14 protein-coding genes are annotated in these 13,273 nt (G+C 59.5%); 2 read left to right on the forward strand and 12 right to left on the reverse strand.

Annotated elements, in window-relative coordinates:
* Window positions 1-20 precede the first annotated feature (20 nt).
* Window positions 21-1,226, reverse strand: a complete 1,206-nt coding sequence (locus tag LAB08_RS21925; RefSeq protein ID WP_096509735.1) for an acetyl-CoA C-acetyltransferase — start codon at window positions 1,224-1,226, stop codon at window positions 21-23.
* A 603-nt stretch (window positions 1,227-1,829) separates the two neighbouring features.
* Here LAB08_RS21925 and LAB08_RS21930 point away from each other — a divergent pair.
* Complete coding sequence (locus LAB08_RS21930; protein ID WP_096509734.1) at window positions 1,830-2,651, forward strand: c-type cytochrome; 822 nt, start codon at window positions 1,830-1,832, stop codon at window positions 2,649-2,651.
* A 116-nt stretch (window positions 2,652-2,767) separates the two neighbouring features.
* On the opposite strand, the gene LAB08_RS21935 is transcribed toward LAB08_RS21930, so the two are convergent.
* The 10 genes from LAB08_RS21935 to LAB08_RS21980 all read right to left on the reverse strand — a co-directional run bounded on the left by LAB08_RS21935 (window position 2,768) and on the right by LAB08_RS21980 (window position 11,817).
* Window positions 2,768-3,577 (reverse strand): transglutaminase family protein, encoded by an 810-nt coding sequence (locus tag LAB08_RS21935; RefSeq protein WP_096509733.1) that lies wholly within the window; start codon window positions 3,575-3,577, stop codon window positions 2,768-2,770.
* On the reverse strand, window positions 3,574-4,524 hold the full coding sequence (locus LAB08_RS21940; RefSeq protein WP_008061804.1) for an alpha-E domain-containing protein: 951 nt from the start codon (window positions 4,522-4,524) through the stop codon (window positions 3,574-3,576). The genes LAB08_RS21935 and LAB08_RS21940 overlap by 4 nt, the downstream gene beginning before the upstream one ends.
* A gap of 12 nt (window positions 4,525-4,536) precedes the next feature.
* Complete coding sequence (locus LAB08_RS21945; protein WP_096509732.1) at window positions 4,537-5,946, reverse strand: circularly permuted type 2 ATP-grasp protein; 1,410 nt, start codon at window positions 5,944-5,946, stop codon at window positions 4,537-4,539.
* Window positions 5,947-6,304: 358 nt separating this feature from the next.
* Window positions 6,305-6,649, reverse strand: coding sequence for a ribonuclease E inhibitor RraB (locus LAB08_RS21950; RefSeq protein WP_053157306.1), 345 nt, complete (start codon window positions 6,647-6,649; stop codon window positions 6,305-6,307).
* A 212-nt stretch (window positions 6,650-6,861) separates the two neighbouring features.
* Window positions 6,862-7,095 carry a hypothetical protein gene (locus LAB08_RS21955; RefSeq protein ID WP_096509731.1) on the reverse strand — a complete coding sequence of 78 codons (234 nt, stop codon included), beginning with the start codon at window positions 7,093-7,095 and terminating at the stop codon, window positions 6,862-6,864.
* 214 nt (window positions 7,096-7,309) lie between these two features.
* Window positions 7,310-8,185 (reverse strand): polyamine aminopropyltransferase, encoded by an 876-nt coding sequence (gene speE / locus LAB08_RS21960; RefSeq protein WP_096509730.1) that lies wholly within the window; start codon window positions 8,183-8,185, stop codon window positions 7,310-7,312.
* Window positions 8,186-8,389: 204 nt separating this feature from the next.
* The gene (locus tag LAB08_RS21965) at window positions 8,390-8,581 is read right to left on the reverse strand and encodes a PLDc N-terminal domain-containing protein (protein WP_077044645.1); all 192 of its coding nucleotides are present in this window, start codon (window positions 8,579-8,581) and stop codon (window positions 8,390-8,392) included.
* A gap of 81 nt (window positions 8,582-8,662) precedes the next feature.
* The gene (locus LAB08_RS21970) at window positions 8,663-9,193 is read right to left on the reverse strand and encodes a hypothetical protein (protein ID WP_096509729.1); all 531 of its coding nucleotides are present in this window, start codon (window positions 9,191-9,193) and stop codon (window positions 8,663-8,665) included.
* 170 nt (window positions 9,194-9,363) lie between these two features.
* Window positions 9,364-9,882: an ankyrin repeat domain-containing protein gene (locus LAB08_RS21975; protein ID WP_095196809.1), complete on the reverse strand. Its 519-nt coding sequence runs from the start codon at window positions 9,880-9,882 to the stop codon at window positions 9,364-9,366.
* Window positions 9,883-9,978: 96 nt separating this feature from the next.
* The gene (locus tag LAB08_RS21980) at window positions 9,979-11,817 is read right to left on the reverse strand and encodes a long-chain-acyl-CoA synthetase (RefSeq protein ID WP_096509728.1); all 1,839 of its coding nucleotides are present in this window, start codon (window positions 11,815-11,817) and stop codon (window positions 9,979-9,981) included.
* 343 nt (window positions 11,818-12,160) lie between these two features.
* On the opposite strand from LAB08_RS21980, the gene LAB08_RS21985 reads away from it, so the two are divergent.
* Window positions 12,161-12,436 (forward strand): DUF3509 domain-containing protein, encoded by a 276-nt coding sequence (locus LAB08_RS21985; RefSeq protein WP_095196811.1) that lies wholly within the window; start codon window positions 12,161-12,163, stop codon window positions 12,434-12,436.
* Window positions 12,437-12,588: 152 nt separating this feature from the next.
* On the opposite strand, the gene mtnC is transcribed toward LAB08_RS21985, so the two are convergent.
* Window positions 12,589-13,272 carry an acireductone synthase gene (mtnC, locus tag LAB08_RS21990; protein WP_096509727.1) on the reverse strand — a complete coding sequence of 228 codons (684 nt, stop codon included), beginning with the start codon at window positions 13,270-13,272 and terminating at the stop codon, window positions 12,589-12,591.
* Window position 13,273 lies beyond the last annotated feature (1 nt).

Here is a 13,273-nt window from a genome sequence, read left to right on the forward strand (position 1 = left end):
GGTTTCCTTGGATTCGGGGCTCAGAGGCGTTCGATGATGGTGGCAATGCCCATGCCGCCACCCACACACAGGGTCGCGAGGCCGTAGCGCAGGCTCCGGGCTTCCAGTTCATCGAGCAGGGTGCCGAGAATCGCGCAGCCGGTGGCGCCCAGCGGGTGCCCCATGGCAATGGATCCGCCGTTGACGTTGACCTTGCCCGGGTCGACGGCCATGTCCTTGATGAACTTCAACACCACCGAGGCAAAGGCCTCATTGACCTCGAACAGGTCGATGTCTTCAACCCGCAGCCCGGCCTTGGCCAGCGCCTTGCGGGTGGCCGGTGCAGGGCCGGTGAGCATGATGGTCGGGTCGGTGCTGGTCACCGCCGTGGCGACGATCCGCGCCCGTGGCTGCAAGCCCAGTGCCCGGCCCTTGGCTTCGGAACCGATCAGCATCAACGCCGCACCATCGACGATTCCGGAACTGTTACCGGGAGTGTGGACGTGGTTGATCCGCTCTACCTGGCTGTAGACCCGCAGCGCGGTGGCGTCGAAGCCCATTTGCCCGATCATTTCAAAACTCGGCTTGAGCTTGCCCAGGCCTTCCAGGGTCGAGTCGGCCCGGATGAACTCATCGTGATCGAGCAGGATGATGCCGTTCTGATCCTGCACCGGCACCAGCGACTTGCTGAACGATCCATCGGCGCGCGCCCGCGCGGCTTTCTGCTGTGAATGCAACGCGTAGGCATCGACGTCGTGACGGCTGAAGCCTTCGAGCGTGGCGATCAGGTCGGCCCCGACGCCTTGCGGAGTGAAGTGGCTATGCAGGTTGGTTTCCGGGTCCAGGGCCCAGGCCCCGCCATCGCTGCCCATGGGGACCCGCGACATGGACTCGACGCCGCCGACCACCACCAGGTCTTCGAAACCCGAGCGGACTTTCATCGCCCCAAGGTTCACCGCCTCCAGCCCTGACGCGCAAAAACGATTGATCTGCACCCCAGACACACTGACATCCCAGTCCGCTACCTGGACCGCGGTCTTGGCGATGTCGGAGCCTTGATCGCCGATGGGCGTGACGCAACCGAGCACCACGTCATCGACCTGACGGGTGTCGAGGGCAGTCCGCTCTTGCAGCGCCCTGAGCAATCCAGCCACCAGGTTCACCGGCTTGACGCTGTGTAAAGCGCCGTCGGCCTTGCCTTTGCCACGGGGCGTACGTAGCGCATCGAAAATCAAAGCTTGGGTCATGACGTCCTCGAACCGCAGTGCGAATGAATGAAAAACACAACTCACACTCTTCGCCGGAGGCCCCCCGTATTCAATGACCGCAGCGCTCATCGGCATTGACGCTCACGCTCAGACGGACGGTCGTCAACAAACGGGTAAACCGTTTCTTGACACGCAGGTGTCTAGCAAAAGGCCGCCCAAGAAGCTGGCAATAGGCCTCATGCCTTTTTAATAGCATATACCGAGACAACCATACTAAATGGATCTAAAACAAGCGTGACGCGGGCTCTAAGGTGAAGTTATACGAAGTTGTCGTCGGGTTTTGCCGAGGCGCTCGTCCTACAGGAAGTGCAACGTCTGCCGTCATGGATATATGCAGGCAGGCATCAGGAAATAACAAAAAAAAGGCGGTCAGCCATGTTCAAACAATCGAAAGTCCGTCAAGCAGGTCTCATTCTCTTTGCTACTACGCTGTTGTTGATTTTGCCCAACCTGACCAAGGTGATCGGCTAGTCGGTATTCAAAAAATACGACACCAGAGTTTTACATCGCCACGTTAAAAATGTGACTGGCTCGCTACCCGGGCCAGCGTGGCTGTGCCAACCTTTGTGGCACTTCCACGACATGGACGGCGATCAATTGAAAACGCTCATTCTGTTCGGGGCCTTGCTGCTCGGCACGCCCCTGTACGCCGCACAACTCAATCTGGAGCTGGGCGCAGACAGTCGCACCTGGCAGACCGAGGAATTGCTCAAGCATCCGCTGGTCCAGACCATCAACATCCCCAATGACGTTTCCTACAAACGGGACATGAGCTACCGCGCTGTCCCGTTGGCGGCGTTGTTGACGGGGGTCAAACCCGACGATCATTTGCAAGCTGTCGCGCTCGATGGTTTTGCCGCGGAATTGTCAGCGGCCCCCCTGCTTAATGCCCAGGGCGCGCGGGCCTGGCTGGCGATCGAAGACCCGGCGAACCCGTGGCCACCCCTGTCAGAAGGCAAGCACAGCGCCGGGCCGTTTTACCTGGTCTGGACTGATCCGCGGGCGGGCAACATCAGCCCGGAACAATGGCCGTTCGAAGTCGCCAGCATCAAGAGCATGGCGCCGGTGGCCGAGCGCTTTCCAGCCCTGCTGCCCGATCCTGCGTTGAAGGCCGACGACCCGGTCAACAAGGGCTTCGCGCTGTTTCAGAAAAACTGCCTGGCGTGCCATCGATTGAACGGTGCCGGGGATTCGCAGTTCGGGCCGGACCTGAATATTCCGTACAACCCGACCGAGTACTTCGGCGCGGACTTCCTCAAGCGCTACATCCGCGATCCGCAGGGTTTGCGCCAGTGGCCCCAGGCGAAAATGCCCGGGTTCTCGAGCGAGGTGCTACCGGATGAGGATCTGGGAATGCTGGTGGGGTATTTGAAGCATATGGTGGGGCGTAAGGCGAAGCCCTGATTGCCTTCTGCCCTGTAGGAGCAAAGCTTGCTCGCGATGGCGGTTTGTCAGTCAACATTTCTGTAACTGAACCACCGCCATCGCGAGCAAGCTTTGCTCCTACAGGGATTGGCGCCTTACTGTTGCTGGACGGAGATCACCCGCGCAGGCGTCGGCGTGACGAACACCTTGGCATGCATCTGCTCAGCGCCACCACCGCGACGCATGCCGCGCACCGGACAGGCATCCAGGTAATCCAGGCCCACCGCCAGTTTCAAGTGGCGCTCGGGCCGGGCCAGTTCGTTGGTCACGTCGAAGCTGTACCAGGCATCATCGAGCCAGGCTTCGGCCCAGGCGTGGCTGGCCAGGTGTTCGCTGTTTTCACTGTACAGATAACCGGACACGTACCTCGCCGGGATACCCAGGCTGCGGGCACAGGCGAGGAAGGCATGGGTGTGGTCCTGGCACACCCCCGAACGCCCGGCGAAAGCCTTGGCGGCGCTGGTGTCCACTTCGGTGGCGCCCGGCGTATAGGTCATGTGCTGGTTCAAGCCATGCATCAGGTCGATCAGCGCGGTGCGGTCCCGCCGCTGCTTGCACTCCTGCTGCGCGAACGCACGCAACGCCGCATCCGCTTCAGTCAGGCGGGTGAACCGCAGGAACGGCAACGCCGACTGGCTCTCGTGCTCGGCTTCGCGCAGCTCGTCGATGTCGACCTGGCCGCGGGCACCGATGATGATCGCCTCGTGGGGCTCGTCCAGGGTCAGCACATGCAGGATATTGCCGAATGGATCGAGTTGCGCACGCACCGGGCGCGGCAGGTCGAGCTGCCAGCTGAGCACGTGTTGGCGCTCGCTGTCGTGGGGGGTCAGTCGCAAATACTGGATGCTCGCCCGCACCTGATCTTCGTAGTGATAGGTGGTCTCGTGGCTAATGGAAAGTCTCATGCAGCCTCCAGGTAAGAACTGTGAATCGCGTTGCCCAACTGGCGCACCAGCGGGATGAACTCGGTCAGCCAGGCGTGCAGGCCTTCGTCGAGAATTTCGCTGATGCCGGTGTAACGCAGGCGTGCGTCCATTTCCGCCGCCAGGCGTTGTGCAGGACGGCCATTGGCCCCCGGCAACTGGGCGAGAATCTGGTCGATTTCTTCGGTACAGGCGCGCAGCGAGCGCGGCACATCCGCCCGCAGTAACAGCAACTCGGCCACATGCCGGGCGCCGGGGGCGTCACGGTAGATTTCGGTGTAGGCCTCGAACGACGACAGCGCCCGCAGCAAGGCACTCCACTGGTAATAGGCGTGGGCCGTGCCATCACTGACCGCTTCAGCCTGATCACCGGCCATTTCGTAGCGGGCATCGAGCAGGCGCAGGGTGTTGTCGGCGCGCTCGATGAAGGTCCCCAGGCGAATGAAGCGGAACGCATCGTTACGCATGATGGTGCCGTAGGACGCGCCCCGAAACAGGTGGGAACGCTCCTTGATCCACTCGCAGAAGCGGCTCATGCCGTAGCGACTGAGGCCCTGCTCGGCAATCCCGCGAATTTCCAGCCAGGTCGCGTTGATGTTTTCCCACATGTCGGCGGTGATTCGCCCACGCACAGCATGGGCACTGGCCCGCGCCGCGCCGAGGCAACTGTAGATGCTCGCCGGGTTGGCCGCGTCCAGGGCGAAAAAATGCAGCAGCCGTTCGGCATGCAGTTCGCCGTGGCGTTCGAGGTAATCGTCCAGGGTACCGGTAATCAACAGGGGCATGGCCAGTTCATGCAGACCGTTGCCACGGCCATCCTGTGGCATCAGTGACAGCGAATAGCTGATGTCGAGCATCCGTGCGAGGTTTTCCGCCCGCTCCAGGTAACGCGACATCCAATACAAATCCGAGGCAGTTCTACTTAACATGACAGGCTTCCTTCAATCCTCGACCACCCAGGTGTCCTTGGTTCCACCGCCCTGGGAGGAATTCACCACCAGGGAGCCTTCGCGCAGGGCGACACGGGTCAGGCCGCCGGGCACGACCCGGGTTTCACGGCCGGACAATACAAACGGACGCAGGTCGATATGGCGCGGCGCGATGCCGTTTTCGACAAAGGTCGGACAGGTCGACAGCGACAACGTCGGTTGTGCGATGTAGGCATGGGGCTTGGCGATGATCCGCGCGCGGAAGGCTTCGATTTCCGCGGCGGTTGCCGCTGGCCCCACCAGCATTCCGTAACCGCCGGAGCCCTGAGTTTCCTTGACCACCAGCTCCGGCAGATTGGCCAGTACGTGGGAAAGCTCGGAGGGATTACGACACTGCCAGGTCGGCACGTTTTTCAGGATGGGTTCTTCGTCCAGATAGAAACGGATCATGTCCGTGACGAACGGGTACACCGACTTGTCGTCCGCCACTCCCGTGCCGATGGCATTGGCCAGCACCACATTGCCGGAGCGGTAGGACGACAGCAGGCCCGGCACGCCGAGCATCGACTCCGGGTTGAACGCCAGCGGATCGAGGAACGCATCGTCGAGACGGCGGTAGATCACGTCGACGGCTTTTGGCCCGTCGGTGGTGCGCATGTAGACCTTGTCGTCACGCACAAACAGGTCCGCGCCTTCCACCAGCTCCACGCCCATCTCCCGCGCCAGAAAAGCGTGTTCGAAGAACGCACTGTTGAACCGTCCCGGCGTCAGCACCACCACGCTCGGGTTGTCGATGGGACTTGAGCTTTTCAGGGTATCGAGCAGCAGGTTCGGATAATGATCGATGGGCGCGATGCGTTGCGCCGCGAACAGCTCGGGGAACAGACGCATCATCATTTTGCGGTCTTCGAGCATGTAGCTGACGCCGCTGGGTGTGCGCAGGTTGTCTTCGAGCACGTAGTAGGTGCCGTCGCCGTCGCGCACCAGATCGACGCCGGAGATGTGCGAGTAGATGTCACGGTGCAGGTCCAGCCCTTGCATCGCCAACTGGTACTGCTCGTTGGCCAGCACCTGCTCGGCCGGAATGATGCCGGCCTTGATGATCCGTTGCTCGTGGTAGAGGTCGGCGAGAAACATGTTCAACGCCTTGACCCGCTGGATGCAGCCGCGCTCGACCACCCGCCATTCGCTGGCGGGAATGCTGCGCGGAATGGTATCGAAGGGAATCAGGCGCTCTGTCCCCTGCTCATCACCGTAGAGCGTGAATGTAATCCCGGCGCGATGAAATAACAGATCGGCCTCGCGTCGCCGTTGTGCCAGAAGCTCGTCAGGCGTCTCGGCCAGCCAACGGGCAAACTCCCGATAATGCGGGCGGACCTGGCCGCCGGCATCGTACATCTCATCAAAATAGGTGCGGATCATGCCGTACTCCTTGTCACCCGGACATCCAGGCCATCGCAAGGCCCGTGCCATCGGCATAAACGCTTTGATATCAATCGGTTGGATAATCAATACGCAGACACCGCACCAATCCTGTGCGGCAAATGCCCAACCTGATCGCCCCCCGCTTCATTGCAAGGCGTAATAGACGCCTGTCACCAGCATAGTCCGTAGGAGCCGGCTTGCTGGCGAAGTGACCATTAAGTCATGCGTTGCACTCAGGGGAGCCTTCGCTGGCAAGCCAGCTCCTACGGGGGCCGTGTTTAATTTCACATCTGCACAAACGAAAACGGCCAACCCGAAGGTCAGCCGCTACTGATACTTGTCACTGTTCATAGGGTTATGCGAGTCGCCCTCGTACCTCCTGCTTGACTCCCCAGCCTTCAATGATGCCGCCCAACGGCTCGACCACCGCTTCGAAACCCTGCTCGAAATCGCCGATATCGTCGTAAGTGGCGTACATCACCTTGCTGAGTTCCAGCGCCCATGCGCCGTCGTCACGCACACTGATCTGCGCATTCAGGGATTCTCCTCGATGAAAATGACCTGCCGCCCTGCGTGCCCGCTCCTCGTCCGGGAAAATGGCGTAGAACTCGATGGGATGGAACCGTGAAAAGTCGAAACCGCCTTCTTTCATGCGGCGCAGCACGCTGCTGCTGATGTCTTCTTGATAGGCTGTGCTCATGAAACGTCCTCCTCAAACCGATGGATAGACTTTCCGTACTCCCTGCGCACGCAACCATGGCCGCGCGCGTTTCGGCAATCGATGTGCCGGCGGGAAACAAGCATGTAGCTGACAAGACCAGACCTTAGCGATCCGTTCGCTGATCTCGATTGCAGAGTAGCCTCAGGACAGAGGCGCTGCCAAGGCCTGGTTGAGAATGTGACAGGAGTTGTTCAGATTGGCGTGATGCCGAGGATTTGAATGCTGTTCTGGGTCTTGAGGTTTTTGACGCTCGCGTCAGTGGTTCGACCTTCCAGATCGTTCAGATCCAGCTTGGCGGCGACAGGAAGGAGCCGTTCCTTGATGAGTTTGGCGGCCTGCTCATGACTTGGGCATTCCTCGCACTCGAAGACTTCGTTGATCGTTTCACCGTGATCATCCACGAAGGTGACTTTCCACTTTGACATCGGAGCCTCCTCAATCAAAACCCGTAAATGGGCTTACACCTATCTCGACTTTAGCTCGAATTGATCGTTCCAATCGGTTGCTGTGCGTTGGCATAAAAAAACAGACAAAACCTGCAGGAGCTGGCTTGCCAGCGAAAGCGGATCGTCAGTCAACACGGGTGTTGTGCCGCCGTTTTCGCTGGCGAGCCAGCTCCTACAGGGGTCATGCATACATTCAGTCGTTGCTTGGCTTGCCCACCGCCTGCAGTACGTACTGTGGCAAGGCAAACGCGCCGATGTGTATCTCTGGATTGTAGTAGCGCGTGACGATGCCGCTCCCAGCGAAGCGCTGTTGCAGGGCTTCACGTGTCAACTTGCGATAAGCGGTATTGGTCGAGCCCCAGGCGAAGGTCATCGAGCCGCCGATGTAGGTCGGCACCGCGGCCTGGTAGAAGTGCCAGTCCGGGAACAAGCTGCGCAGGCGACCGGCAGTGGTTTTGACTTCTTCGATTTGCATGAACGGCGTGCCGTTCTGGGTCACCAGGATGCCGCCTTCGTTCAGGCAACGATGGCAGGCCTGGTAGAAGTTTTCCGAGAACAGTACTTCGCCCGGCCCGATCGGGTCGGTGGAGTCGGAAATGATCACGTCGAATTTTTCGGTGGTGGTAGCGACGAAGCGCATGCCGTCGTCGATCACCAGGTTCAGACGCGGGTCGTCATAGGCGCCCTTGGAGTGGTTCGGCAGAAACGCCTTGCACATGTCGACCACGGTGCCATCGATCTCGACCATGGTGATATGTTCGACACTGCGGTGCTTGGCCACTTCACGCAGCATGCCGCCGTCGCCACCGCCGATGATCAATACGCGCTTGGCGGTGCCATGCGCGAGGATCGGCACATGGGTGAGCATTTCGTGGTAGATGAACTCGTCGGCTTCGGTGGTCTGGATCACGCCGTCCAGTGCCATGACCCGGCCCATGCGCGGGTTTTCGAAAATGACCAGGTGCTGGTGCTCGGTGCGCACTTCGTGCAGCAGTTTGTCCATGCGAAAACGCTGGCCGTAGCCTTCGTAGAGGGTTTCCAGGTAGTCGCTGGTTGGGGTGGTGCTCATGGGAAGTGCTCCGATGAATGCGGGTGGCAACGGACGGTTACCCGCCCATGATGGCCAATCGATCACCTCGATTGCCCGGGAAAGGCGCGCATTCTACGTTGCGGAAGATGACAGGTCGAACCTTCATGACCGAGTACACACAGAACAATGTGGGAGCGAGCCTGCTCGCTCCCACAGGGAAATGCGTTGTAGACGAAGGCGCAATCAGATCCTGACATTGCCCCGTGGCCCGGCGATGGCCCAGATGATCAGGCCCAGAACCGGCAGCAGCACAATCAACAGCACCCAGAGGATTTTCATCCCGGTTTCCGCGCCGCTTTTCAGCACATTGATGATGGCCCAGATGTCCAAGGCAAGAATGATCAGGCCGACCAGGCTGTTGAAGGTGGAACCCATGGTGACGCTCCCGAAGAGTGGTATGCCCCTTAGGATAGCCGGCCGTGGCGAGGGTTCCGTTTTATTGACAGCTTTGCCGTCTCAGACGTGGATGGCCACTTTCAAGGCTTCCAGGGCGGGCGCGGCGGCGATGCCGACCTCTGCGCACAACTCGAGTACCCGTGGTACGTCGTTGCCGAAGACCAGAACCACTTGCAGTTCGTCGTCGAGCAATTGGCTGAAGTTCATCAGCACATAGCCGCCGTTTTCCTTGTTCAGGCTGCTCATTTGCACCTGAATGCGATTGAGTGCGGTCAACGCCTCGGTCTTGGCCAGTTGCTTGGACTTGAGGTTGAACTCGACGCCCGGGCCGAACGAGGCAACGATTTGGGCGAACAGGTCCATGTAAGTGTCAGCCTGGAACAACACCGTCTCGGGGAGGCTGCCGACGACGACCCACTCGCCCAGCGGGATCGGGAAGGTATCGTCGTAGTTGATGTCCGGATTGGCTGCCAGAAAGCCCTGTGGGTCCGCGTAGGCCTGGGCCGCTTCGTCAGCGACCTTGAGGATTTCGTCTTCGCCCATGCACCCGGAGCTGATTTTGCTGATGAGTTCGACGAGTGCGGCTTTCATGGGGCGGATCCTGTAGCGAGGGAATGTTGAGGGCGCGAAGGATACCCCATTGCGCCGCGCAATTGCTCTTGTGGGAGCAAGGCTTGCCCGCGATGGCGGTGTATCTGTCACATCGATGGTGAATGTGATGATGTCATCGCGAGCAAGCTTTGCTCCCACAGGTTTGGGGGTTAGCCCAGCAGTTTCTCCAACTGCGCAACGGTATCGGTGGCGCCCATGGTCTTGGCCGCATCCAGCGCCGTAATGCCATTGGCGTCCTTGGCTTTCGGGTCGGCGCCTTTGCTGATCAGGTAGTCAACGATGGCGACACGGTTGAACATCGCCGCCATCATCAGCGCGGTACGGCCATCGAAGGACGAACCCTCAACCTGCGCGCCCCCTTCAACCAACGCCGTGACTACCGCCAGGTCGCCTTTGAAAGCAGCCCCCGCGATCGGACTCTGGCCGTTATCGTTGCGGATTTCCGGATCGGCCTTGTGTTCGAGCAGGACTTTCACCGTGTCCACATGTCCGTGGTACGCGGCCAGCATCAGCAAGGTATCGCCCTTGTGATTGCGCAAGTTCGGCGGCAACCCTTTGGTCAGCAGAGCAGCCATCATGGCCGCATCGCCCTCCCGCGCCTTGTTGAATACCTGTTCGGCAAACTCGGCAGCTTCTTCGGGGGTCATCTGGCGGCTTTTGTCTGACATTGAGCACTCCACATTCAGTTATTCGCAAAGCCGACAGTTTCCCGAGCAGTCCCGACACTGTCACTTCTTTTTTCTGATGCGCAGCTATAGCCACATTCAATAACGATACAGGCCACCCTGAATGTCGCTCAGCATCTGCTGGGTGACCTGCACGTAAGTGTCGGTTCCGGGCAACCACGCATAGATCGGGTCATCGCCCGTTCGACTGGGGTCGAAAGCTTCATCCTTGAGCCGGGTCTTCTGGTATTTGAAGGTGGCGGTGGTTTCCATTTTCACTTTCACCCGCAGAAACAACGGCACCGCATAGGCCGGCATTTGCTGCCGGGCAAACGCCAGCAATTCACTGAAGTCCAGGGTCGCCAGGGATTCGGCGGGCGTGATCGCCGCCATTCCGGCCCGGCCGTTGGTGTTGCGGATTTCCACGCCATAGGCCACGGCCTCGGAAACATGCGGATGTTTCAGGAGGATGTTCTCGACCTCGGTGGTCGAGACGTTTTCACCCTTCCAGCGATAGGTGTCGCCCAGGCGATCGACAAACTGCGCATGGCCGAAACCGATATGGCGCAACAAGTCACCAGTGTTGAAGTAACGGTCGCCCTTCACGAACACGTCGTGAAGCACGACCTTCTCGGTTTTCTGCGGATCGGTGTAGCCATCCAGCGGCGCCTTGTCGTCGATTTTCGCCAGCAACAACCCCTGCTCGCCTTTGCCGACCTTGCGCATGAAGCCATTGGCGGCACGGGTCGGCGTGCCACTGTCATGGTCGTAAGCCGCCAACGCCCAGGACATCAGGGAAAAACCGACGGTGTTATCAAAATTCAGAATGTTGGTGAAACCGATATTGCCGTCGCTGGCCGCATAGAGTTCGCAGATGTGGCTCACGCCAAAACGCGTCTTGAATTCGCGCCACGCGTCGGGCCGCAGGCCGTTGCCGATCATCTTGATCACGCCGTGCCTGCTGTCGTCGGCACTGGGCGGTTGATCGACCAGATAACGACACAATTCGCCCACATAACCGATAGTGGTCGCGCGATACTTGCGCACATCGCTCCAGAACTGGCTGGCACTGAATCTGCGGCGGATGGCAAACCCTGAGGCACCGCTGATGGCCGAGCCCCAACACACGCAAAGGCCGGTGGCGTGGTACAGCGGCAAGGTGCAATAGACGACGTCCGCGGGGCGCATATCCAGCGCGACCCTCCCGAAGCTGACGAAGCTGCGCATCCAGCGACCGTGTTTGAACACCCCGGCCTTGGGCAACCCGGTGGTGCCCGAGGTGTAGATATAGAAACACGGGTCGTCGAAGTAAACCTGCTGGCTGGTGGCGGGGTTATCGCTGTCGGCGTCGACGCTGGCGGTCATCAGGTTGATGAAGCCTTCGGGGGCAATACCGGGATGGTTGTAGGTGTTTTGATCAGCGACAAACCAGGTACGCGCTGCTTCGATCGATACCCGCTCACGCACCGCCAGAAACGTCGGGACCAGCTCTTCGCCGACCACAATCGCTACCGGTGCCACCAGATTCACGCTATGGACCAGGGTATCGCCGGTCTGCGAGGTATTGAGCAAGGCACTGATCGCGCCGACCTTGGTCACCGCCAATATCGTCACCAACAGTTCCGGGCGGTTCTCGATGAACACTGCGACCACATCGCCCTTGCCGATACCCTGTTCGATCAGGTGATGGGCGATGCGATTGGCCCACCGGTTGACCTGTGCATAACTCAATGACAGCTCGCCGTACAGCAAGGCCGGGCCATCAGGATTGCGCAAGGTAGCTTGTTCGAAACTCCAGCCCAGGCCACACGGTTGGGTCGGGTCCTTGACGTTGGCGACCTTCATGCCCTTGACCACCCGTGGCAGGGCTTTGGCAATGGAAGGCAGCTTGCGGAGCATCATGCTCCAGGTAATCGTGTCGCTCGAGGTGCGGCTCATGGTTGCTCCCGTTCGATCTTCTTATTGTCGGGCGGCGCTGTTTGATGCCCGAAAATACGTCAACGGTTCTTGAGCTGTACATGCGGTTTTTGAAATGTTTTGTATCCGCCACAGGGTGCTGGAAATCGAGAGCGCTGGCACACAAAATGGTTCCATCGAATCGCCGACGACCACGCAAAATGCAGGATGCACGATGGCCATTCTTGCAAATTGCACGAAACCGAAAATTCACAAAAATCCTAACCAACTGTTTTTAAAGCACTTTTCTAGAAACAAGATACTGGCACAATCACTGCAACGCTCTGTGCACGCTTGCCATCAAGTAATCACGGAGCTGATAGACATGAGCCTGATCCAGGAAAAGTTTTCATCCTTGTTCTCCAACTTCGAAGTCACCACCCAGGCACGGCCTGACGGCGGGATTCTGTTGACCCTGAGCGCCGAAGGCAAAGTCTTCAAACGCTCGATTTCCTATCAGCAATTGCACAATGGCGATCAATTGTCGTGGGTCATCAGCGCGATCCGTCGCGACCTTGCCGAACAGGCCAGCGAGCTGCCGCAAATTTCCATGCTGCAAAGCCAACAGCGGTTTGCGTTGCCGACTTATCACTCAGCATAAACACGCCCTTGCAGGAGCATGCTTGTGGGAGCAATGCTTGCTCGCGATGGCGGTGGTTCTGTCACATCGATGGTGAATGTGATGGCGTCATCGCGAGCAAGCTTTGCTCCCACAAGGGGCCATCCCACAAGGACCCACAGAGGTAGATGTGTTTAGAAGGTGGCGGGGTTTATGAGGGCGAAGCTGTCGACGGTGACATGCCCCGCCAATTCCCCACCCTCACGGGCCAATCCACACGTGGCCATCCCCGCTGCGCGCGCAGCGTCCAATTCTTCGACGATGTCCGACAGGAACAGTATCTGCGACGCCTCGATCTCGATCGCCCGGGTGATGTTGGCGTAGGACTGCGCTTCGCGCTTGGGCCCGGAGGTAGTGTCGAAGTAGCCGCTGAACAGCGGCGTCAGGTCCCCCGCTTCCGAGCAACCGAAGATCAGGCGCTGGGCCTGGATCGACCCTGAGGAGTAAACGAACAATTGATAGCCGGCCTGGTGCCAGCGTTGCAGTGCTTCAACGGCGTCCGGGTACACATGGCCCTTGAGTTGTCCCGCCTGATAACCCTGCTCCCAGACCATCCCCTGCAACGCCTTGAGCGGCGTGGCCTTGCGGTCTTCGGCAATCCAGCCCAGCAGGATTTCGATGACTCGCTCGACGTCGGCGTTCGGCTCGTGGCTGTCCCGGCGCACGGCGTCCAATTGCTCGGCCACATCGAAGCGCGTGGCGTTTTGGCTCACGAACGCTGGCAGATGTTTCGCTGCATAGGGAAACAGCACGTCGAACACAAAACTCACCGCGCTGGTGGTGCCTTCGATGTCGGTGAGAATCGCTTTGATCGGCATC

The organism is Pseudomonas izuensis (assembly GCF_002356535.2).
Taxonomy (GTDB): Bacteria; Pseudomonadota; Gammaproteobacteria; order Pseudomonadales; family Pseudomonadaceae; genus Aquipseudomonas; species Aquipseudomonas izuensis.